The sequence below is a fragment of the Rhizobium sp. R339 genome, assembly GCF_002211395.1.
In the GTDB taxonomy this organism is placed as follows: domain Bacteria; phylum Pseudomonadota; class Alphaproteobacteria; order Rhizobiales; family Rhizobiaceae; genus Rhizobium.
Window position 1 is genome coordinate 329359 of sequence record NZ_LOKV01000012.1, and the last position, 21432, is coordinate 350790.

At 62.9% G+C, this 21432-nt stretch carries 17 protein-coding genes; 10 read left to right on the forward strand and 7 right to left on the reverse strand.

What is annotated here, in order from left to right:
* Positions 1–9: 9 nt before the first annotated feature.
* Entirely contained in the window at positions 10–2154 is a 2145-nt protein-coding gene (locus ATY76_RS15770; RefSeq protein ID WP_088676069.1) for a methyl-accepting chemotaxis protein, read from the forward strand.
* Between the two features lie 229 nt (positions 2155–2383).
* Here ATY76_RS15770 and betB read toward each other — a convergent pair whose 3' ends face one another.
* From betB to ATY76_RS34220, 6 genes are all read right to left on the reverse strand, one after another.
* Positions 2384–3853: a betaine-aldehyde dehydrogenase gene (gene betB, locus ATY76_RS15775; RefSeq protein WP_088675669.1), complete on the reverse strand. Its 1470-nt coding sequence runs from the start codon at positions 3851–3853 to the stop codon at positions 2384–2386.
* A gap of 138 nt (positions 3854–3991) precedes the next feature.
* Complete coding sequence (locus ATY76_RS15780) at positions 3992–4303, reverse strand: cupin domain-containing protein (RefSeq protein WP_210199519.1); 312 nt, start codon at positions 4301–4303, stop codon at positions 3992–3994.
* Complete coding sequence (locus ATY76_RS15785; RefSeq protein WP_088675671.1) at positions 4287–5975, reverse strand: choline dehydrogenase; 1689 nt, start codon at positions 5973–5975, stop codon at positions 4287–4289. Before ATY76_RS15785 ends, ATY76_RS15780 begins: the two co-directional genes overlap by 17 nt.
* A gap of 66 nt (positions 5976–6041) precedes the next feature.
* Positions 6042–7040, reverse strand: a complete 999-nt coding sequence (locus tag ATY76_RS15790; RefSeq protein WP_088675672.1) for a glycine betaine ABC transporter substrate-binding protein — start codon at positions 7038–7040, stop codon at positions 6042–6044.
* 147 nt (positions 7041–7187) lie between these two features.
* Positions 7188–8117, reverse strand: coding sequence for an NAD(P)-dependent oxidoreductase (locus ATY76_RS15795; RefSeq protein WP_088675673.1), 930 nt, complete (start codon positions 8115–8117; stop codon positions 7188–7190).
* 93 nt (positions 8118–8210) lie between these two features.
* Positions 8211–8450 carry a hypothetical protein gene (locus ATY76_RS34220; protein ID WP_245309910.1) on the reverse strand — a complete coding sequence of 80 codons (240 nt, stop codon included), beginning with the start codon at positions 8448–8450 and terminating at the stop codon, positions 8211–8213.
* Between the two features lie 33 nt (positions 8451–8483).
* On the opposite strand from ATY76_RS34220, the gene ATY76_RS15800 reads away from it, so the two are divergent.
* Positions 8484–9098, forward strand: a complete 615-nt coding sequence (locus ATY76_RS15800) for a LysR substrate-binding domain-containing protein (protein WP_245309912.1) — start codon at positions 8484–8486, stop codon at positions 9096–9098.
* A 126-nt stretch (positions 9099–9224) separates the two neighbouring features.
* On the opposite strand, the gene ATY76_RS15805 is transcribed toward ATY76_RS15800, so the two are convergent.
* Complete coding sequence (locus ATY76_RS15805; RefSeq protein ID WP_088675675.1) at positions 9225–10511, reverse strand: ABC transporter substrate-binding protein; 1287 nt, start codon at positions 10509–10511, stop codon at positions 9225–9227.
* A 191-nt stretch (positions 10512–10702) separates the two neighbouring features.
* Between ATY76_RS15805 and ATY76_RS15810 the strand changes: the two genes are divergently transcribed.
* The 8 genes from ATY76_RS15810 (at position 10703) to ATY76_RS15840 (ending at position 21333) form a co-directional block, all read left to right on the forward strand.
* A complete protein-coding gene (locus ATY76_RS15810; protein WP_088675676.1) occupies positions 10703–13225 on the forward strand; it encodes a hypothetical protein in 2523 nt (840 codons plus the stop codon).
* Between the two features lie 17 nt (positions 13226–13242).
* Entirely contained in the window at positions 13243–14337 is a 1095-nt protein-coding gene (locus tag ATY76_RS15815; protein WP_088675677.1) for a glycoside hydrolase family 88 protein, read from the forward strand.
* Positions 14334–15698 carry a glycoside hydrolase family 28 protein gene (locus tag ATY76_RS15820; protein WP_088675678.1) on the forward strand — a complete coding sequence of 455 codons (1365 nt, stop codon included), beginning with the start codon at positions 14334–14336 and terminating at the stop codon, positions 15696–15698. The genes ATY76_RS15815 and ATY76_RS15820 overlap by 4 nt, the downstream gene beginning before the upstream one ends.
* Positions 15686–16792, forward strand: a complete 1107-nt coding sequence (gene ugpC / locus ATY76_RS15825) for a sn-glycerol-3-phosphate ABC transporter ATP-binding protein UgpC (RefSeq protein WP_088675679.1) — start codon at positions 15686–15688, stop codon at positions 16790–16792. The genes ATY76_RS15820 and ugpC overlap by 13 nt, the downstream gene beginning before the upstream one ends.
* 2 nt (positions 16793–16794) lie before the next feature.
* The gene (locus ATY76_RS15830; RefSeq protein ID WP_088675680.1) at positions 16795–17781 is read left to right on the forward strand and encodes a sugar ABC transporter permease; all 987 of its coding nucleotides are present in this window, start codon (positions 16795–16797) and stop codon (positions 17779–17781) included.
* 1 nt (position 17782) lies between these two features.
* Positions 17783–18841 (forward strand): carbohydrate ABC transporter permease, encoded by a 1059-nt coding sequence (locus ATY76_RS15835; RefSeq protein WP_088675681.1) that lies wholly within the window; start codon positions 17783–17785, stop codon positions 18839–18841.
* 391 nt (positions 18842–19232) lie between these two features.
* A complete protein-coding gene (locus tag ATY76_RS33725; protein WP_190233667.1) occupies positions 19233–19397 on the forward strand; it encodes a hypothetical protein in 165 nt (54 codons plus the stop codon).
* A gap of 13 nt (positions 19398–19410) precedes the next feature.
* Positions 19411–21333 (forward strand): methyl-accepting chemotaxis protein, encoded by a 1923-nt coding sequence (locus tag ATY76_RS15840; protein ID WP_088675682.1) that lies wholly within the window; start codon positions 19411–19413, stop codon positions 21331–21333.
* The last annotated feature ends 99 nt before the right edge of the window (positions 21334–21432 follow it).

Sequence of the window (21432 nt, forward strand, 5' to 3'; positions counted from 1 at the left end):
AGGCCTATGATGTTGCATTTCTGGAATAAATTCGGCATTCGCGCGCAGATCACCGCAGGCTTCGTGCCGCTGATCCTGCTGATGAGCCTGCTGACCGTCAGCGCGATCTCGGGCATGAACGGGCTCGCTTCGATCTTCGCTTCCTACCGCGCCACGGCCGGCCAGAGCCTCGCCATCTCGGACTACAGCGACCAGCTGCACGAGATCCAGATGTCGGCCGAAGCCTTCCGCACCACGCCGACGCAGGCGGTGGTCGACAGCTTCCGCGCCGGCGTCAAAGCTTTCGAAGCGGACGATCCGCGTTTTGCCGGCAACAAGGACCTTCAATCGGGCCTGGCGACGATCCGCCAGGATATCGCCGCCTATGGCAAGGCTTTCGAACAGATCGTCTCGCTCCAGGCCCGCCGCGACCTGCTGATCTCCAAGGTCACCGAATTCGGCCCCTGGACCAGCATCGCGCTCAACGACGTCATGCGCAGCGCCTGGCGCCAGAGCGACGTCGCCCTGCTGCACATGACAGCGGAGACGCTGGAGGCCCTGAACCGCAGCCTTTATTTCTCCGAACGCTTCGTGCATTCCGACGATTTCGCCGCCTATGATACGGCGCAGGCGGCACTCGCCGAAGCGGTGGCGCTCAACGATGCCGCCGCCAAGGCTGCGAAGAACGAATTGCAGAAGAAGCGCCTGATGGGCGCCGGCCAGCTGATGCAGAACTACACCGCCCGTCTCGGTGACATGAAGGATGTGCTGCAGGCCTCGGGCAATATCCGGCAGACTGAGCTCAACGTGCTCGCGCCGAAGATCGCCGGCGAGTTCAGGGATCTGCAGGCGACAGTGACCGGCGCGCAGAAGACGCTCGACGGTTCGGTGGAAGCAACGGTCGCTTCCGCGACCAGCACGACGCTCGTCATCAGCGGCCTGCTGATCGTCATCGGCCTTGTGCTCTCTTATTTCGTCGGCCGGCTGATTTCCTCCGCAGTTCGCGGCATGGCGCAGTCCATGGAGCGGCTTGCCCGCGGCGAGGAGTCGATCGTAATCACCGGCGTCGACCACCGTCATGAACTCGGCGCCATGGCGCGTTCGCTGAAGGTCTTCCAGGAAACCGGACGCGCCAAGCTGATCGCCGAAGCCAACGCCGAGCGCGCGCGCCTCGCCGCCGAGGAAGAGCGGCTGCGCCAGGAGGCCGAGCGGCTTTCCGACGCGCAGGTGATGGAGCACGCCTTCCGCCAGATTTCGCTGGGTCTCGATGCGCTTTCGAAGGGTGATCTCTCCGTGCGCGTCGGCGAAGTCGACCACCGCTATGTCAGGATCCGCGATCACTTCAACAGCTCCGTCGCGAGCCTCGAAGAAGCGGTCGACTCCGTCATCCGCGCGGTCACGACCATCCGCTCCGGCCTTGCGGAAATCTCCACCGCCTCCAATGATCTCGCCCGCCGCACCGAGCAGCAGGCGGCTTCGCTGGAGGAAACCGTCGCCGCACTCGGCGACGTCACCCGCGGCGTCAATGGAACGGCGGAGGGCGCGAGCCGCGCCCAGGCCGTGGTGGCGACGGCCCGCACCAATGCGGAAAAGGGCGGCGAAATCGTCTCCCGCGCCATCGCCGCAATGACGGAGATCCAGAATTCCTCGTCGAAGATCGGCAACATCATCAGCGTCATCGATGAGATCGCCTTCCAGACCAACCTCTTGGCTCTGAATGCTGGCGTCGAAGCCGCGCGTGCCGGTGAAGCCGGCAAGGGCTTCGCCGTCGTTGCCCAGGAAGTGCGCGAGCTCGCTCAGCGTTCGGCCAACGCGGCAAGGGAAATCAAGGAGCTGATCTCCACTTCCTCGATGCAGGTCAAGACAGGGGTCGAGCTGGTCGGCGAATCCGGTGTCTCGCTCGAACAGATCGTCGAGCAGGTCACCGCGATGAATGCGACCGTCGCCGAAATCGCGGTCGCCGCCCGCGAGCAGGCGACAAGTCTGCGCGAAGTCTCCGCCGCCGGCGATCAGATGGACAAGGTCACGCAGCAGAACGCCGCGATGGTGGAAGAGACCACCGCCGCCGCCCAGAGCCTGACGCAGGAAACCGAAAGCCTCGCCGAACTGCTGCGCCGCTTCAAGACGGGCAGCCGCCGGGGATCGGAGCCGCGTTACTACGCCATGGCGTCCTGACCGCCGGAACTGGCGGTCATCCTCCCCGCCGGGCAAGGTCCGGCGGGGCGGCGTCATCATCAAAGCCCGACGGCTCGATGCGATATTTTCCGGAGGCGGTTTCACGTCTCCGGAGATCAGTTCAAAGCGTTCCGAACTGGACCTGCAGCTTCCCCGACCGGCCGGTGCGGTAAAGACCGGCCGCGATGTCGCTGTCTAGGAGCAGCGGTTTCCGGCCCGGGCCTGCCTGTCAATACGGCGCCTGTACCGGTCCCATGCCGACGTAGACCGTCTTCAGCTCGGAATAGTACTCCAGCGCCGCCAGCGAATTCTCGCGGCCGAAGCCGGATTGTTTCGAGCCGCCGAAGGGGATTTCCACCGGAGCGAGGTTGTAGCTGTTGATCCACAGCGTGCCGGCCTCCAGCCGGTCGACGACGCGGTGAGCGCGGGTGAGGTCGGCGGTGAAGACGCCGCCGGAGAGGCCGAATTCGCTGGCATTGGCGCGGGTGATGACCTCGTCCTCATCGTCGAAATCGAGCACCGACATCACAGGCCCGAAGATCTCTTCCCGGGCGATGGTCATGTCGTCGGTGACGTCGGCAAAGACCGTCGGCTGCACGTAGTAGCCTTCGCCGGAGACGTTGTTCGGAATGCCGCCGCCGGCAATCAGCGTCGCCCCTTCGGCCTTGCCCTTCTCGATATAGGCAATCACCTTCTCGCGCTGCGCCCAGGAGACCATCGGGCCGATCTGCGTCGCCTCGTCCATCGGGTCGCCGATCAGCATCGCCTCGGTGCGCGCCTTCAGCCGCTTCAGGAATTCGGCCTTGATCCCCTTCTGCACGAAGACGCGGGTGCCGTTCGAGCAGACTTGGCCGGTCGAATAGAAATTGCCGAGCATGGCGCCGCCGACCGCCGAATCGAGATCGGCATCGTCGAAAACGATGAGCGGCGACTTGCCGCCGAGTTCCATCGTCACATGCTTGAGGCTGCCGGCGGCGGCCGCCGCGACGCGGCGCCCGGTCGGCACCGAGCCGGTCAGCGACACCTTGGCGACGTCGGGATGGTTGACGAGCAGCGGCCCGGTGTCGCGGTCGCCCTGGATGACGTTGAAGAGCCCCTTCGGCAGCCCCGCCTCATGCAGGATCTCGGCGATCTTCAAGGCGCCGAGCGGCGTGTTTTCCGAGGGCTTGAACACCATGGCATTGCCTGCGATCAGCGCCGGCGCGCCCTTCCAGCAGGCGATCTGCTGCGGATAGTTCCAGGCACCGATGCCGACGCAGACGCCGAGCGGCACGCGCTTGGTATAGGCGAAATCCTGGCCGAGCGGGATATGGGCGCCGTTGAGGCCGGCCGGCGCGACACCGCCGAAGAATTCGAAGGCGTCGGCGCCGGAGGTCGGATCGGCGACGATCGTCTCCTGGATCGGCTTGCCGGTGTCGAGCGTTTCCAGTTCGGAGAGCTCGCGGTTTCGCTCGCGCATGATCTCGGCCGCGCGTTTCAAGATGCGGCCGCGCGCCATCGGGCTCATCGCCGCCCATTCTGGCTGGGCGCGTTTGGCCGCCGCGATCGCCTTCTCGATGATGGCAGGCGTTGCCGCATGCAGCCGGGCGATCACCTCGCCGGTGGCGGGATAGAGGCTCTCGATGACGGTGCCGTCGGTATCCTCGACATATTCGCCGTCGATGAAGTGCGAGGCTGTCGGCTGGGCTTTGAGCTCCAATTTGTCACTCCTTTTCGATGTTCAGAGGCCGGCGCGACTCTTGGAAGAGTGGATAAAAGAGCCTGCCCTTGCGGGCAGGCAAGTGCCGCTCTTGGGAACGAAATGAGCGGGAGAGGTTTCAACGAGAGGACGCGTGAATTACGCCGGCGATCCGGTGTCATGGTACATGTAGAGGTTGGTGATCGGCTCCAGCACGGTCCAGACACCTTTGATGTCAGGCTTGATCGTCACGAAATCGTCTTTCTGGACGGCGAGCCTCGTGCCGTCTGTGAAGGCAATTTCCGCCCGTCCCTCCATGACACAGAACGACACCGCGCGGTCATAGTGGATCTCGAAGGGCTCCCTCGCATCCGCCTCCCATACCGTCCAGGATTCGACCTTCTTCTTAATGTCTGGCGTCGCGCGATCTCGCTGGACCCGATCCGTTTGAAAACTACGATCCGACTGCATGGTCACGATGTCCTTCCGTTGGGGCTGTGTAGTAGGCGACCTCATTTGCCGGCAGCGGCGTTCGGCCCCGAATGAGGTCTGATGCCTTTTCCGCGATCATGAAGGTCGTGGCATTGATGTTTGCGCTTGGGATCGAAGGAATGATCGAGGCGTCGACGATACGCAGACCCTCCGCTCCGATGAGACGAAGTTCGAGATCGACGACCGAGCGGGAATCGCCTGTCCGGCCCATCCGGGCGGTTCCGCAAGGATGGAACGAGCTCGTTACATCCTGCCGGATAAACGCCTCCAGTTCCGCATCGCTCCTGCATTGTTCGCCCGGAGCGTCCTCGCGCCTTCTGTAGGATGCGAATGCCGGCTGGGCCAGGATCTCCCTGCCGAGCTTCAGGCCCTGGAGGGTTTCCTTCCTGTCCCGTTCGGTCGCCAGATAGTTCGGATCGATCAGAGGCGGCTGTGCCGGGTCCGGTGATCGAAGGCGCAGCGAACCGCGGCTTTCCGGCCGCATCGGACCGACGCCGAGGCGATAGCCGCCGACGCGGGGGTCGGGGATCCAGTTCGGTCCGAAGAAGACAGGGAAAAAATGGATCTGCAGGTTCGGATGCGTCACGCTGCAGTCGCTGCGCATGAAAGCGCCGACGTGACACTGGTTGACGGCCGCAACGCCACCCTTGAACGCGAACCACTGGATGCCGGCCAGGACCATTTTGTCGAACCGGAGATACTGGTTAAGGCTGTACTTGAGATCGCATTCGACCTGGATGTGGGTTTCGAAATGATCCTGAAGATTCTGTCCCAGCATCGGAACGTCGATCAGGGGCTTGATCCCGAGTCTCTTCAGATCGTCCGCCGGTCCGACTCCCGACAGCATCAGGATCTGAGGGCTGCCGAAAGCTCCGGAACTCATGATGATCTCTTGGGCGGCGAAGACATCGACGGTCTCCGATCCACGGCGGACCCGGACGCCAATCGCCCGATTGCCCTTGAACAGGACTTTCAGAACCTGGCAGCCGGTGTGGATATGCAGGTTTCGCCGGGCCGGCTGCGCATGAAGGTAGGAGGTGGAGGAACTTGAGCGAATGCCCTGCCCAACGCTCATCTCGAAGCGGCCGACGCCCTCCTGGCGATAGCCGTTGAAGTCCGCGACTTCTTCGTGGCCGGCCTGCTTGCTCGCATCGAGAAAGGCCTGGTTCAAGGCGCCGAGATGCTCCTGACGCTTGACTTTCACCTTGCCCTCGGAAGAGCGGAAAGGGCCTTGTGCGCCTTCCAGACGCTCGAACCGTTTGAAGTAGGGAAGGCAATCGGCGAACGACCAGCCTTCGCAGCCGTCCCTGTCACGCCAGTCGTCAAAGTCGCGGGGATTGCCGCGCAGGAACGTCATGCCATTGATCGATGACGAGCCGCCAAGGACGCGGCCGCGCGGCTGGTCGATCTCGCGATTGTCGAGATAGCGCTGCGGGGTCGTCTTGAACCAGTAATTATAGGTGCTGGTCGGCTTGAAAGCCGAACGAAGGCCGGCGGGCATTCGCAAGATCCAGCTGCGGTCCGAAGGGCCGGCCTCCAGGAGGAGAACCGAGGCGCTCTCGTCCTCGCTGAGCCGGCTGGCAAGCGTGCAGCCGGCCGTCCCTGCACCGACAATGATGTAGTCGTATCCTTCAGCGCGAAATGTCGGCACAGAAGATCTCCTGGCAGCAAAGGTTGGTATTGAGGGGCGGCAAAGCCGCCCCTTCCCGGGCTCTCATCAGAGGGAGGCTTTGATCTTTTCCGCGGCCTCTGGCGAAACCCACTTCGTCCAGATTTCCGGGTGCTCGGAGAGGAAATGGCGGGCGCCATCTTCGCCGGTCGCCTGGTTCTCCGTCATCCACGCCATCAGCGCGTTCACGGTCTTGTTGTTCCAGCTGCGCGCCTTCAGGTAATCGACGGCGGCCGGATCGGTGCGCTCGATGAAGGACTTCGAAGCGAGCGTCAGGACATTGTCCTTCGGGAAGGTGTTCGGCTTGGGGTCCGCACATGTATCGACGGAGGTGCAGCGCTTCCATTCGGCCGCATCATGCTGCACGCCGAAGTCCACCGGCACCATATCGTACATGCCGAGAAGTGAGGTCGGCTCCCAATAGAAGCCGAGCCAGGGCTCCTTGCGCTCATAGGCCTTGGCCATGGAGCTGTCGAGGGCAGCCGCAGAGCCGGTGTCGATGACCTCGAAACCCTTGCCCTTGACGTCGAAGGCTTTGGAAAGCTGGTTCGTGGCGATCGTGCCGCCCCAACCGGTCGGGCCATTGAAGATCGCCCCCTTGGAATGATCCTCCTGCGACGGGAAGGCTTCGGGATGAGCAAGTATCTCGGCAATTTTGTTGATGTTCGGGTTCTTGTCGAGCATGTAGCGCGGAATGAACCACCCGGCCTGGCCACCGTCGGTCAGCGAGGGTACGAGAGCGACGACGCGGCCCTCTGCCAGCGGCGCCTTGACCAGCTCGGGGAACAGATCGACCCAGGCCTCCGGGATGATGTCGGGCTTGCCCTTCTCCACCTGAGAGGTGATGCCGGATGCCGCGTCGACCACGATGATATCGGCGCTGCAGCCATAACCGTCGTTGAGAATGATCTTGTCGACGTTCGAAAGCACTTCCGCGCTCTGCCAGTTCATGCTGGCGATGGATACCTCACCGCAATCCGCCATGGCGGCGGGAGCAAATGCGACGAGCGGAAGTGCGATGGCCGCACCAAGAGCGATAGTTTTCATGTTCCTTACTCCGTTGGTTTTTATGGTTCCCGGTGGGGAGGAGCAGCCATCGGATGTCGCCACCCGACAATTTCCTGCATGGTCGGACAGCGATGGCTGCCTTCTTGTCTGCTGCCATGACCATGGATCGGCCGCGCCAAGCGGCGGCTATTCGGCGGCCTGGTGCGTGACCAGCCACGGCGCCACCCAATCGCCGTTGACGCGAAGCTCGATACCGGCGTCGTCCTCGACGACCTTGCACACCGTCATCTCGCCGGCATCAGGTCCGTAGCGTTCGGCCGCTTCGCGGAAACGCGCATGGCAGGCGTCGAGGAGGTCGGATCGCGTGCCGGTGTCGTCAATCAGTTCCTTGATCAGCCCAAGGTCCTTGAGGCAGAGTTTGAGCGGGAATGAAGGATCGTAATGGCCGGCAAAGATCGACGGGACATCGTGCTGCATCACGAAGCTGTCGGCCGCACCGCCCTTCATCACGTTCCACCAGACATCCGGTTCGAGGCCCGCCTGCTTGGCGCAAACCATCGCCTCGCCGATCGCCGCGGCGTGAACCTTCCACAGCTGGTTGTTCACCAGCTTGGCGACGTAGCCGTTGCCGTACTGCCCGACTTTTCTCAACTCGCCCATGGCTTCGATCACAGGACGGGCGGCCTCGACGTCCGCATCCGCGCCGCCGACGAACATCGGCATGTCGCCGCGGATCGCTGCGTCGACCGACCCCGTGACGGGCGCATCGACGGGCCGGCCGCCGGCATCGACGAAGGGCTTTACCAGTTCGCGCATGAAGCGCGGCGACGACGTCGTCATGTCGATCCAGATCCTCCCCCGGCAATCGCCGCGGAGCAGCCCTTCCGGTCCGTTGAGAACGGCATCCAGATGCGGCGGGCCGAAGACCATCGAGACGACGCAGTCGACGAGGCTGATCATCTCGCCCGGGCTGCCGACCCAGGTGGCGCCCATCGCAACGTGGTCGGCGGCCGCTTCGCGCCTGAGATCGAAGACGCAAGTCTCGAACCCCGCGCGAATGATGTTCTTCGCGGCGTTGCTGCCCATGGTTCCCAGCCCGATAAAGCCGACTTTCATCTTAATCCTCCCGGATGCATGTCCTCGGAAAAGACTAGACCGCAGCTTTGCTATTGGTAAAATGAGAAGTACCTATAGGTATGATTGGGTATCTTAATAATGATCGATCTCGATATGAGACTGCTGCGGTCGTTCGTATCGGTGGCGACCGAGCGGAACTTTTCCCGCGCCGCCGAGCGGCTTGCGTGCTCGCAGGCCACCGTGTCGCTGCGCATCAAGAGCCTGGAGGAGATTCTCGGGCGGAAGCTCTTTAACCGGAGCTATCATCTCGTTGAACTGAGCATTGCTGGCAAGGAACTCCTGCCGCATGCGCAGATCATCCTCGATCACCATGATGCTCTCTTTGACAAGATGAGGAGCGGGAAAGTGGCGGGAAGCGTTAGCCTTGGCATCGCCGAGGATTACGGTGAGCCGTTCCTGTCGCGTCTCATGCGGGTTATCGACAGTTCGTTCCCTGGTATCGAACTGAACGTGACATGCGCGATGAGCGTCAGGCTTCAGAAATTGCTGGAGTCGCGGAAACTGGACCTGGCGATCGTCACATTGCCAAATCAGAAGGAGCGCTCGACGCTGCTGAGCCGTCCGAAGCTGGTCTGGGTTTCCTCGAGGGATTACGTCGTCGACAGAAGAAAGCCGTGGCCGATGGCGTTCTATTCCGAAGGCTGCGCATTTCGCGCAGCCGCGGAAGCGGCGCTGAAACGGGAAGGCCACGCCTATCGCGAGGTGCTGACCACGGGAAGCGGCGAGGCAATCAAGAGTGCGGTCAGCTCCGGTACTGCGATAACGGTCATGGCCGAGGGAATCGTGCCCTATGGCTTCTCCGTCCTGCAGAAGGAGGCCGGTCTTCCCGAGCTTCCCGAGAGCTGCATCCAACTGGTCGAACGGGAGGATGGCCTGTCCAAGGCAGCGCAGCAGGTGAAGGTTTCGATCATGAAGCTGCTCGGCGTATCCGCGGATCATCCGGCCGCTTATCAGGCCTGAGTTTCCGCTGCCGATCGAAGTGGCGGGTCGGCCGCCCGGATAAGGGCCAAAAAAACGATCAGCCACGGCCTGTTGCGAGGTCGTGGCTGATGCAGCGCGCAATCTGTGGGAGACAGGCGCGGCCGGTTACTTGTTGGCGGCAAGCGCCACGTTGACCTTTTCGACGTCGGCGCTCATTGCCTTGAAGGTGTCTTCGAGGGAAAGCTCGCCGACGATCAGCTGGCTCATCCGCTGGACGATGAGCTGATAGATGGCGGACGAGCCCTTGAGGCGTTCGAGGTCGCGGGCTGCCTTCGGCGCGCTGTTGCGGGCCGAAAGGAAGACGGACATGGCCTCCTTGGCGTTCTTGCTCTCGAGCTTGTACTGCGGATCCTTGATGTCGGCGCCGGTCAGGATGACGTAGTTTTCGGCGATTTCACGCTGGATCTTTTCCGAGCCGAGGAACTCGATGAAGGCGGCGACAGCTTCAGGATGCTTGGTGCGCTTGAAGCCGACGATCGCTGTACCGCCCGGCATCGCGTAGCAGCCGGCATCGCCGCAGGGCGCGCTGATCGCCGTCCAGTCGAAGGCGTCGGCGATCTTCTTCTGGAACGGATTGACCATCCAGTTGCCGGCGAGATAGGTCACGACATTGCCGTTGACGAATTCGTCACCCATGTTCTTGTACTGGGTTCCGCCGGCAGCACCCCACATTTCCTTCGGGAAGGAGCCATCCTTCGTCCAGTTGTAGAGATCGGTGATGTAGCGCTTGGCGGCATCGTCGGGGAAGGAGAACTTGCCGTCCTTGACGTAGTTCGAGCCGTAGGAGAAGGCCGCGCCGGAGAAGCGGTGGCCCGAGCGGTCCATCGTGAAGGGGATCTGGGCGCCGGTCGCCTTGGCGACGCGCGCGGAGGCTTCGACGATCTCCTTCAGCGTGGCGGTCGGCTTCGGAAGCGGTTCATTCGCCTGTTCGAAGAGCGTCTTGTTGACGAAGGGCAGATTGAAGGTCTGTGACGCGACATAGCCGTTGATCGAGTTCGGATCGTTGACGCCGGGGAAACGAAGCGTGTTCAGGCTGTCGCCGTGCAGCTTGGCGAAGCCGTCCGGGTCTTTCATCAGCGGGCGCATGTCGAGGTAATAGGGCGCGAGCTGCCAGTCGGTGATCTTGGCGATATCAGGACCTTCGCCGATGGCAAGCTGTACCGGCAGCTGCTTGGCGACGGCATCATAACCCGAGGAGACGAAGTTCACCTTGATGTCGGGATGCGCGGTTTCGAATTCCTTGCTCAGCGCTTCCATCCGCTCGACATAAGCCTGGTCGTCGTCGGTGAAGAGAAAGGTGATCGTCTGGGTTTCGGCCATGGCCACGCTGGACCAGGCGAAAGAAACGGTGGCCAGCGCCAGTGCGAAAGCCCCTGAGAGATAGATTTTCATTTTCATCCTCCCATGAAAACATTTTCATCAATCGCGGCCTCAGCCATCGATAAGTGAATTTCATATACTTGACATTCGTTCCGTCAAGCTATTTTCTAAGCGAATAGCGATGTTTTTGAGCATTTTTCAAAAATAACGCACCCAAATCACCTAATGAAAATATTTTCATTGGATTGCGGAGGAGGCGATCTGTGAAAACGGAAAGCATCAAGCGGCCGGACGACACGGCGCCAGCCTACAGCGTGGCCGAGGGGCAGACGATCACGGCATGGGCCGTTTCCGCCCTTATCGAGCGCTATTTTCCCGGCGAGCCGGCTCCGGCCGAAGATCGCGTCAACTATCGTTTCATCAACGGTTTCGTCGATGTCGGCGACCTGCCGTGCCGCAAGGCTTTCTGGTCCACCATGGTCGGCCGCGATCTCGCTCCCGACACCTCCTGGCCGACCGAAAGCCTCTATCTTCCCGGCTCGAACCGCCGTGTCGAATTCACCAGCTTCTGGCATGTGCCGACACATGTCAGCCGGTGGCTGAAGGGTACGTTCAGGACGGAAGCGCCGCGCAGGCTCAATCTCGCGCTCAAGACCTGCGGCGGCGTTCGCATATGGGTCAATGGGCAGGAGGCGGTGCGTTTCGAGCCGTTCAAGCGCAACACCGAGAGCGCAACCGAGATCGCGCTGTCGCTCGACGCCGGCGACAACGAGATCCTCGTCCATACCGAAGATCTCGCCGAACGCGATACGACCTGGTTCTTCGAGCTCGAAATGCTGGACAGGGAGCCGCTCTCGGTTCTGCTGCCGGTCGCGCTCGATCAGGACGAGGTGCGCGAACTGGAGGCGCTTTCGCGCGGCGTGCGCCCGGCGCGCGACGTCTTCGTCAACCAGCCGCTGGAAATCGTCTTCGATACCGCGCCCGAGCGCGACCTTCCGGTGGAGATCAAGGTCGTCGGCCATGGCCATGAGCGGCCGGTTCTCGCCCATGCGAAACTGACCCTTCACGCCCATCAGAGCCTGCTAATCGCTGAGGATGTCTGCGGCATTGCCGACGGTTATCACGGCATCCACATGACGATCGGCTCCGGGCCAGGCTCCGTCACCCGCGTCATCGATGCCGCCTTCATGAGCAGCATCGCGCCATTGCCGGAAGAGGCATCGCTTGCCGCCCGCAAGCGGCAGGCGCTGGAATACAGCGCCCGCTTCGGCGCCAACCGGGCCGGACGTCTCATCGCGATGATGGAAACCGGCCATCACGACCCGGAAAGCTTCGACCGCATCGTCGATGCGACGCTCGCCTCCATCGATGCGCGCGAGGATTGCTCCGATTTCATCATGGTGCCGCTCCTGTGGCTGCTCGGCGCCTATGGCTCCCGGATGCCGGAGGCGACGGTCGAACGCATCCGCCATTCCGTCCTCTCGTACCGCTACTGGGTCGACGAGCCGGGAAATGACGCGATGTGGTTCTGGAGCGAGAACCATGTGCTCTGCTTCCATACGAGCCAGCTGCTGGCCGGGCTTCTGCTGCCCGACGCGGTGTTTTCGGCCTCCGGGCGGACGGGGCGGCAGCAGGCGGAACTCGCCGCCGAGCGGCTCGGGCGCTGGTTCGACAGCGTCGAGGCCCATGGCCTGGCGGAATGGAATTCGGCCGCTTACTACCCGATCGATTTCATCGGCCTGCTGGCGCTGGAGCGCTGGGCGGAAAGCGGGATCGCCGATCGCGCCCGCGGCCAGATCGACCTCATCTTCCGCATGATCGCGCTCCACACGCTCGCGGGCGTTCCTGCCGGCTCCCAGGGCCGCGCCTACGACAAGGAGCTGCGCGCCGGCCCGCTGACCGAGCTTGCGCCCTTCGCCCAGGTCGCCTTCGGCACCGGCTGGCTGAACAACGGCGTTGCGGCGCTGACCATGTTCTGCGCCGGTGATTATGAGCCGCCGGCCGATCTCGCCGAGCTGGCTTCGCTGTCGCGGGGAAGAAGCGTCGAGGCGCGTTACAGCCAGGGGCTGGAGAGCGGAAAGCTCGTGCTCTTCAAGAACGAGGCGGCGCAGCTTTCGACGGTTGTCGACCACAAGACCGGCCGGAAGGGGCACCAGCAGCACGTTCTGGATATCCGGCTCGCCGGCCATCCGATGGCGAGGCTGTGGGTCAACCATCCCGGCGAAGACGATCCGTGGGGCAATCAGAGACCGTCCTATTGGGCCGGAAACGGCATCCTGCCGCGTGTCGCCCAACATCGCGATGTCGCCCTGCTGATCGAGGACACGGGCGACGCACGGCACGCCTGGACGCATGCCTATATCGGCCGCGACGGTCTCGACGATCTGATCGTCGAAGACAAGTGGCTGATTGCCCGGTCGGGCAGGGGATTTGCCGCCCTCTGGGCGTCGAACGGCCTGGAGTTGGTCACCGACGGCCCGACGGCCGGCCGCGAGGCGCGCTCCTACGGACCACTCTGCGGCTGGGCGGCCATCGCGGCATGCGGCAATGGCGATGAGTTCAGGGCCTTCCTCGAGCGCCTGTCCCAGACGGCGGTTTCCTTCGATCCCGCGCTTCGGCGTCTTTCCCTGACGCCGCTGGGCGGCCCGGCGATCTCCCTCTCTTATGCCGATGGTCTTTCGATCGCCGGCAAGCCACGGCCGTTCACGCATGACCAGCCGCACCCGATCCTCACCCACGACAGCGCGGCTGCCACCGCTGCCGCTGACGGGCCGTTTTACTCCTGAGAATATAGGATTTCAGCATGAACACAGCATCTGTCGACAACGCCGCTCTCCTGACGACGATCGATCGCGTGGCGACGGCTTTCAGCCGGCTCAGGGGCATCAAGGAAGGTCTCGTGACCGACAATGCCGCCTCGGGAATCCAGTTCGACGAATGGGACTGGGAAGTCGGCGTCGGCCTTTACGGCTTCCTGCGCCGTGCGATTTCCGCCAACGACCAGAAGGCGCTGCAGGAACTCGTCGCCTGGTACGGCGCCCAGATCGACCGCGGCCTGCCGCCGCGCCAGATTAACAGCACGGCGCCGATGCTGCCGCTCGCGATCCTCGTCGAGCATGTCGACCGCCCGGATTTCCGCGCCCTCGTCGAGGACTGGGCCGAATGGCTCGTCAAGGAACTGCCGAAGACCGAGGACGGCGGTTTCCAGCACGTCGTCAAGGAACGTCTCAACGACGGCGAATTGTGGGACGACACGCTGTTCATGGCCTGCCTGTTCCTCGCCCGCGCCGGCGTGCTGTGCAAGCGCAACGACTGGATCGACGAGGCCGTCTATCAGTTCGTCATCCACACCCGCTATCTCTCCGATCCGGTGAGCGGCCTCTGGTATCACGGCTGGACCTTCAACGGCCGGCACAATTTCGCCAATGCCTTCTGGGCCCGCGGCAATGCCTGGATCACCGTCGCCATTCCTGAACTCTTCGATCTCGTGCCGACGCTCGGCGAAAAGGACCGGCGTTTCCTGTCGAACGTCCTCGTCAGCCAGGTACGTTCCCTGAAAGCATATCAGCGGCCGGACGGCATGTTCACGACGCTGCTCGACGATCCCTCTTCGCCGCTGGAAACCTCGGCCACCGCAGGCATCGCCTATGGCATCCTGCGCGCCATCGACGCCGGCATTCTCGGCGAGAGCGACAAGGTCCATGCGGAGCGCGCGCTGAAGGCCGTGCTGGCGCAGATCGACGAGGAGGGCGTCGTCCACGGCGTTTCGGACGGCACGCCGATGGGCCATGACCTCGATTTCTACCGGCGCATCCCGAACCTGCCGACGCCCTACGGCCAGGCGCTGACCATGCTGCTGCTGACGGAAGTCTTCATCGAGAGCGGCCGACGCCAATGAGTGGCACCTCCCGCGTCGTGATCGAGGCGTTTGACGGCGATAATACCGATCGCCTGCAGACGGCGATCGACACTCTTTCGGCTTCCGGCGGCGGACGCCTGGAACTCCTGGCGGGCATCCACCTTTGCCAGGGGCTCCGGCTGCGCTCCGGCGTCGATCTGCACCTGGCCGCCGGCGCGATCCTGCGTCCCATCCCCGACTATGCGGCCTATGCGCATACGACGGTTTCGGTGATCGCCGAAAAATCCGATCGCGGCATGATCGTCGCCAAGGGCGCGCGGCGGATCGGGCTGACGGGGGAGGGGCGCATCGAAGCCGGCTGCGAGAGCTTCATCATCGGGGACGACGAGAGCGTCGGCACCTTCATCCCGGCCGAATTCCGTCCGCGCGTCGTCGTCTTCGAAGGCTGCGACGAGGTCGAGATCAGTGCCATCACGATCAGCCAGTCGCCGATGTGGACGCTGCACTTCGTCGGCTGCACCGATCTTTCGGTCCGCAACGTCACGATCGAAAACGACCGCCGCCTTCCCAATACCGATGGCATCGTGCTCGACGCCTGCCGCGGCGCCGTCATCGAGGATTGCAGCATATCGACGGCCGACGACGGCATCTGCCTGAAGACGAGCATCGGTCCTGACGGCGTGGCCATCGGACGATGCGAAAACATTCTCGTGCGCCGCTGCACTGTTCAGAGCCTCAGCTGCGCGCTGAAGATCGGCACGGAAACGCATGGCGATGTCAGCAATGTCGTGTTCGAGGATTGCCGCGTTTCCTCTTCCAACAGGGCGCTCGGCATCTTCTCCCGCGACGGCGGCCGGATATCGAATGTCAGGTTTTCCCGGATTGCCGTGGAGTGCCGGGAAACGCCGGATGGTTTCTGGGGTTCGGGCGAGGCGTTGACCGTCAACGTCGTCGACCGTATCTCCGAGCGGCCCGCGGGCGCCGTCGAAAATCTTGTCGTCGAAGACGTGACCGGCCGCATGGAAGGGGCGATCACCATCATCGCGGCCGCGCCGGCGGGCATCCGCAACGTGTCGCTCGCCCGGCTCGCCATCGATCAGCAGCCCGGGCAGCTCGGCACCGGGCGGACCTACGACCTGCGCCCGACCAATGCCGATCTCGCGCCGAAGGCCGATGGCGGCGGCCGCGCCAATGCCTGGACCCGCGGCGCGGACGGCCGGGTGATCGGCCTGCAGGACTATCCCGGCGGAATGCCGGCCGCCTATGTGGCGGGCGTCGCCGGGATCACGATGAACGAGGTGCGGATTACGAGACCGGCACCGTTGCCGCAAGGCTGGAACGAAAACGACGTCGTCATGGAAACGGCGGCACCTGATGGGAGTGGGGCATGGCAGAACTGAAACTTTCCACCGTCAACAAGGCGTATGGCACGGTCAAAGTCCTGCATGACGTCGAACTCGATATCAAGGACGGCGAATTCGTCGTCTTCGTCGGCCCGTCCGGTTGCGGCAAGTCGACCCTCTTGCGCGTCATCGCCGGCCTCGAAGAGGTCACGGCGGGCACGATCGCGATCGGCGGACGCGACGTCAGCGCGCTCTCGCCGGCCGAGCGCAAGATCGCCATGGTCTTTCAGTCCTATGCGCTCTATCCGCATATGAGTGTGCGCAAGAACCTCGCTTTCGGCCTTGAGAACCTGAAGTTCAAGCGTGCCGAGATCGAGGCGCGCATCGCCGAAGCCGCCAGGATGCTGGCAATCGAACCCTATCTCGACCGGCGGCCGAAGCAGCTTTCGGGCGGCCAGCGCCAGCGCGTGGCGATCGGCCGGGCGATCGTGCGCGAGCCTGACATCTTCCTCTTCGACGAGCCGCTGTCCAACCTCGATGCGGCGCTGCGCGTCCAGACCCGCGCCGAGATCACCAAGCTGCATCGCGAGATCAAGACGACGATGATCTATGTCACCCACGACCAGGTCGAGGCGATGACCATGGCCGACAAGATCGTCGTGCTGCGCGCAGGCCGCGTCGAGCAGGTCGGGGCGCCGCTGGAGCTGTTCGACAATCCGCGCAACCTCTTCGTCGCCGGCTTCCTCGGCTCGCCGCGCATGAACATCATCAAGGGCAAGGTCGCCGCCGTCACCGAAGGCGGAATCGCCATCGATGTCGCCAGCGGCGGCAGGATCGTCAGCGATGTCGAGCCCAAGGGCATTTCGGTGGGGCAGGAGGTTCTCGCCGGCATAAGGCCGGCGCATTTCTCCCGTTCCGGCGAAAACGGCCTGCCGTTCATCGTCCAGTATCACGAAGGCCTCGGTACCGAGACCTATGTCTACGGCAATCTTGCCGGGCAGGACGAACAGATCATCATCCATGAAGCCGGTCATTTCGCGCCCGTTCAGGGCGACCGGATCATGATCGATGCCGATCCGGCCCGCGTTCATCTGTTCGATCCCGAAAGCGGCCTGGCTTTCGCCCGCCGCTCCGGGCAGGGGAGGCGCTGACCATGGCTGCTGCTGCATTGCTCTCCCAGGCGGGCGACACGGCGATGAAGGTGGTCGAGGCGCCGATGAATGCGTTCGAGCGGCTCTTCGGCCGCAAGCGCATGCCCTGGCTATTCCTCGCGCCGAACCTCGTTCTCTTCGCCATCTTTACTTTCCTTCCGATCGCGATCGCGGTCGGTTACGCCTTCACCGGCGGCACCAATCTCTTCGTCTCGGAGCGGCCCTTCGTCGGCTTCGACAACTTCCGCGCCCTGCTTTCCTGCGGCAATTACCTGCAGCCGGGAACCTGCCAGGAATCGCTGTTCTGGACGGCGGTGTGGAACACGCTCTGGTTCGTCGCATTGAACGTCACCGCCACTTTGCTGGTGGCGCTGATCACGGCGCTGATCCTCAACCGGGCGATCTTTGCGCGCGGCTTCTTCCGGGCGATGTTCTTCTATCCCGTTCTGCTGTCGCCCGTCGTCATCGGTCTGATCTGGAAATGGTTCCTCGATCGCAACGGACTGCTGAACGCCTTTTTCCAGATGATCGGCGTGCCGCCTGAGATTTTCCTGCTCGATGTCGGCTGGTCGCGCTTCTTCGTCGTGGTGGTCTCGGTCTGGTTCCACATGGGTTTCTACACCCTCATCCTGCTTGCCGGCCTCCAGGCGATCCCGAAGGAACTCTACGAGGCCGCCTCCATCGACGCCGCTTCGCCGCGCCGCACGCTGTTCAGGATCACGCTGCCGCTGCTTGCGCCGAACCTGCTCGTCGTATTCATCCTGCTGATGATCAAGTCCGTGCAGATCTTTGACGAGGCTTGGGTTCTGACGAATGGCGGCGGTCCGGGCACGGCCAACAGCTTCATCGTCCAATATATCTATCAGATGGCCTTCAGCAGCGATCTTCGCCTCTTCGGCCTTGCCTCGGCCGCATCGGTGCTGATGGGGCTGGTGCTTCTGGTTCTCACCCTCATACAGCTGCGCCTCGGCAAGCGAATGGAGTCCTGAGATGAACAGATCTTTGAATCCGATCCGCTTCATGACGCGCACGCGCCGGGCCGGACGCATCGACATCACCGACATTCTGTCATGGGTCTGGCTGATCGGCGGCACGCTCGCCGTGCTCGTTCCCGTCCTCTGGGCCGGCCTCTCCTCACTAAAGCCGGCGGCCGAAATCACCCGCTTTCCGCCGACGCTGCTGCCGCGCGCCGCGGTCGAGCAAACCGTGCCCGGCTTCGACAAGCCGCTCAGCCTCTGGCAGCTCACGATCGACGGCCAACAGCGTGAAATGGCGATGGTCCGGCGCATCGGCCTCAAGGCGCAGATGGTCGATCCGGCCAATCCGGGACAGCCGGTCAGCGTCGACGTGAAGGGGATCACGCCGGTGCAGCACATGACGGTCGCCACCGAAAACTACACCGATCCGCTGACGCGCTTCAACTTCTTGACCTTCCTCAAGAATTCGGTGTTCGTCACCGTCGTTGCGACGCTTTTGACGCTGATCGTCAACGCCATGGCGGCCTTTGCCCTGTCGAAATACAAATTTCGCGGCGACACGACGGTTTTCGTCATTATCATCTCGACGCTGATGATCCCGCTCGCCGTCGTCATGGTGCCGGCCTATCTCGTCATCGTCGGCGTCGGGCTTGCCGACAATCTCTGGGGCGTCATCCTACCGACCATCGCTTCTCCCACAGCCGTCTTCCTGCTGCGGCAATATATGCTGACCATTCCGGACGAGCTGATCGAGGCGGCGCGCGTCGATGCGGCGAGCGAATTCTGCATCTTCTGGCGCATCATCCTGCCGCTGACGGCGCCGGCTCTCGCGGTTCTCGCGATCTTCTCTGTGCTCTGGCGCTGGAACGACTTCCTCTGGCCGCTGATCGTCCTCAACAGCCGCGAGAATTTCACGCTGCAGGTGGGCCTCAACGCATTCCAGGGCGAGTTCTCGGTGCAGTGGCACTATATCCTGGCCATGACCTTCCTCAGCCTGCTGCCTGTCACCGTCGTCTTCCTGTTCCTGCAGAAATACATCACGACGGGCATTGCCGGAACGGGGATGAAATAAACCAACCTGGCGCATGACCCCGGGAGATCGGGGTCGAGACGTCGAAAGCCCTCCCGGCGTTGCAAACAGCGTCCACGTCTACTGCGCCGGCAGAGCGCGCCGCATCGGAGCCGATCCGTGCGGCGCGCTTCGGCTGCATGGCTTGCAGGATCGGTGCCTGTTTTCTGGGCGGAATCGTCGGCCCTTCTGTACAATTTCGACATGACTATCCGAATTGCGCAGAATTGCGCGCGCCCGCGGCAGCGTGATTGTATCGTTTACACCATCTTAATTTCCGCGTGCAATTTCTTGCATGAGGCGGAAACAACAATAATCCGGCCATGACAGGTCGAAACAATTCCGTCATTTTCCCGAAGTCGTAGGTATAGATTCTCGGATTGCTGAGGGCGGCATGCGTTTTGCATGGCAAGGCCCGAGATTTGACGTTCTGATATTTCAAGAATTTGCCGGTGTATTATTTGGCGCGCCAATGCGCATTTCCGAATGGCTGTCCGAAGCGTCAGAACGAGAAGAAGATACGATTCCGGATTTCATTTCAAATTCGAAAGCACATTAGGCTGGAACAATACATGATCTCTCTGAAGTCTCTCAAAATAGGCCCGAAACTGCTGGGATTGACGGTTTTCACCGTCGTCGTCGGGGTCAGCGTCAGCGTCTATGTCTCCACGAAGCTGCGCTCGATCGACGATACCTACAGCGCGCTGCTGGAAATGGATGCGAGCGGGACGAACAAGCTTGCGGAAATTACCGGCAATTCCGACTCGATCGGCCGCGTTCTCTTTCGCCTCATCGCCGAGCCGGACGTGGACAGCGTGAAGAAATCGGAAACCGAGCTGGCGCAGGTGTTTGATGAAACTGAGGGCTTCATCGATGATGCGGCAAGCCGCTACCCCGGTGAAAAGACACGATTCGATCAGCTCAAATCAGATCTGCGCGCCTTGCAGGCGACGACGCCGCCCATCGTGAAGGCATCCATGGCGAGTGACAATGTCACGGCTCTGCATCTGGCAAGCGACAGCTTTAAGACCGCCAGAATGAAGTTCGATGGCGACGCAACTGAACTTTACAGCTGGGCAAAAGCGGAGCTGCAGCGAAAGAACGATGCTGCGAGCGCCGTGACCAATGCGACGATCTCCACCAGCTATATCGTGCTCGTGATCGCCGCGCTCGGCTCCCTGGCGATCGCGGCCGCTGTCAGCCTCGGGCAAATCGTCCGGCCGATCCGCCGGCTGACCGAAACCATGGGCGCCATCGCCGGCGGCAACCTCGCCCTCGATATTCCCGGAGCCGACCGCCACGATGAAATCGGCGAAATGTCGGCCGCCGTCGAAGTCTTCCGTGTCAATGCGCTCGCCAACAAGCGGCTGGAGGAAGAGGCCGCCGCCAACCGCAACATGACCGAAGAAGAGCGCCGCCAGAAAGCGGAGGCCGAGAGGCTGCGCGCCGAGCAGATGGCGCAGGCGACGTCAGGCCTTGCCGATGGCCTGAAGCATCTCGCCGGCGGCGATCTCGGCTACCAGCTGACCCAGTCCTTCGCGCCGGATTTCGAAAGCCTGAGGGGTGACTTCAACGCGGCCGTCAATCAGCTTCAGCAGACGCTGAGAGCCGTCGCGCAATCGACCGGCCAGATCGACAGCGGCACGCGCGAGATCAGCATGAGCGCCCAGGATCTCGCCAAGCGGACCGAGCAGCAGGCTGCGTCTCTCGAGGAGACCGCAGCCGCCCTCGACCAGATTACCGCCAATGTCTCGAATTCCTCGAAGCGCGCCGATGAGGCCCGCGCCGTCGCCGTCCAGGCCAATGCCAGCGCGGTTCAATCCGGCAAGGTGGTCGCCGATGCGGTCCATGCCATGCAGAAGATCGAGCAGTCCTCGAACCAGGTGTCCAACATCATCGGGGTTATTGACGAGATCGCCTTCCAGACCAACCTCCTGGCGCTCAACGCCGGCGTGGAAGCCGCACGCGCCGGCGATGCCGGCAAGGGCTTTGCCGTCGTCGCGCAGGAAGTGCGCGAACTCGCCCAGCGCTCGGCGCAGGCCGCCAAGGAGATCAAGGACCTCATCCGCAACTCCTCCGTCGAGGTGGAGAGCGGCGTCCGGCTCGTCAGCGAAACCGGCGAGGCGCTGAAGACGATCGAGAACTATATCGTCACGGTCAACCAGCACATGGATGCGATCGCCACCTCCGCCAAGGAGCAGTCCCTCGGCCTCTCGGAGGTCAACACCGCCGTCAACCAGATGGACCAGGTGACCCAGCAGAACGCGGCGATGGTCGAGGAAAGCAACGCCGCAAGCGCCACGCTCGCCGGCGAGGCCGGCCGCCTTCGCGACCTGATCAACCGCTTCCAGCTCGGCGACAACAACGCCTCCCAGGCCGCCGCCCTGCGCAAGACCGCGACGGCCATGGCAGCGCCCTCGCGCAGCACCGGCGCCAGCCGTCCCGCCGCCCGCGGCAATCTGGCTGTGAAGCAGGACGAGTGGTCCGAGTTCTGATCTCGGTATGCAGAGCGGAGGGGTTGGCCTTCCTGCTTTGAGAAGAAGCGGTTCAGGCTTGATCGCTTGAACCGCTTTTCGTTTATGAGGGACGGGACG

Coding starts and splice junctions, on each gene's coding strand:
- ATY76_RS15770 (WP_088676069.1), top strand. CDS start 10: ATGTTGCATTTCTGGAATAAATTCGGCATTCGCGCGCAGATCACCGCA.
- ATY76_RS15780 (WP_210199519.1), bottom strand. CDS start 4,303: ATGCAGTCGGATCGTAGTTTTCAAACGGATCGGGTCCAGCGAGATCGC.
- ATY76_RS15790 (WP_088675672.1), bottom strand. CDS start 7,040: ATGAAAACTATCGCTCTTGGTGCGGCCATCGCACTTCCGCTCGTCGCA.
- ATY76_RS15795 (WP_088675673.1), bottom strand. CDS start 8,117: ATGAAAGTCGGCTTTATCGGGCTGGGAACCATGGGCAGCAACGCCGCG.
- ATY76_RS34220 (WP_245309910.1), bottom strand. CDS start 8,450: ATGGTGATCGAGGATGATCTGCGCATGCGGCAGGAGTTCCTTGCCAGC.
- ATY76_RS15805 (WP_088675675.1), bottom strand. CDS start 10,511: ATGAAAATCTATCTCTCAGGGGCTTTCGCACTGGCGCTGGCCACCGTT.
- ATY76_RS15815 (WP_088675677.1), top strand. CDS start 13,243: ATGAACACAGCATCTGTCGACAACGCCGCTCTCCTGACGACGATCGAT.
- ATY76_RS15820 (WP_088675678.1), top strand. CDS start 14,334: ATGAGTGGCACCTCCCGCGTCGTGATCGAGGCGTTTGACGGCGATAAT.
- ugpC (WP_088675679.1), top strand. CDS start 15,686: ATGGCAGAACTGAAACTTTCCACCGTCAACAAGGCGTATGGCACGGTC.
- ATY76_RS15830 (WP_088675680.1), top strand. CDS start 16,795: ATGGCTGCTGCTGCATTGCTCTCCCAGGCGGGCGACACGGCGATGAAG.
- ATY76_RS15835 (WP_088675681.1), top strand. CDS start 17,783: ATGAACAGATCTTTGAATCCGATCCGCTTCATGACGCGCACGCGCCGG.
- ATY76_RS33725 (WP_190233667.1), top strand. CDS start 19,233: ATGCGTTTTGCATGGCAAGGCCCGAGATTTGACGTTCTGATATTTCAA.
- ATY76_RS15840 (WP_088675682.1), top strand. CDS start 19,411: ATGATCTCTCTGAAGTCTCTCAAAATAGGCCCGAAACTGCTGGGATTG.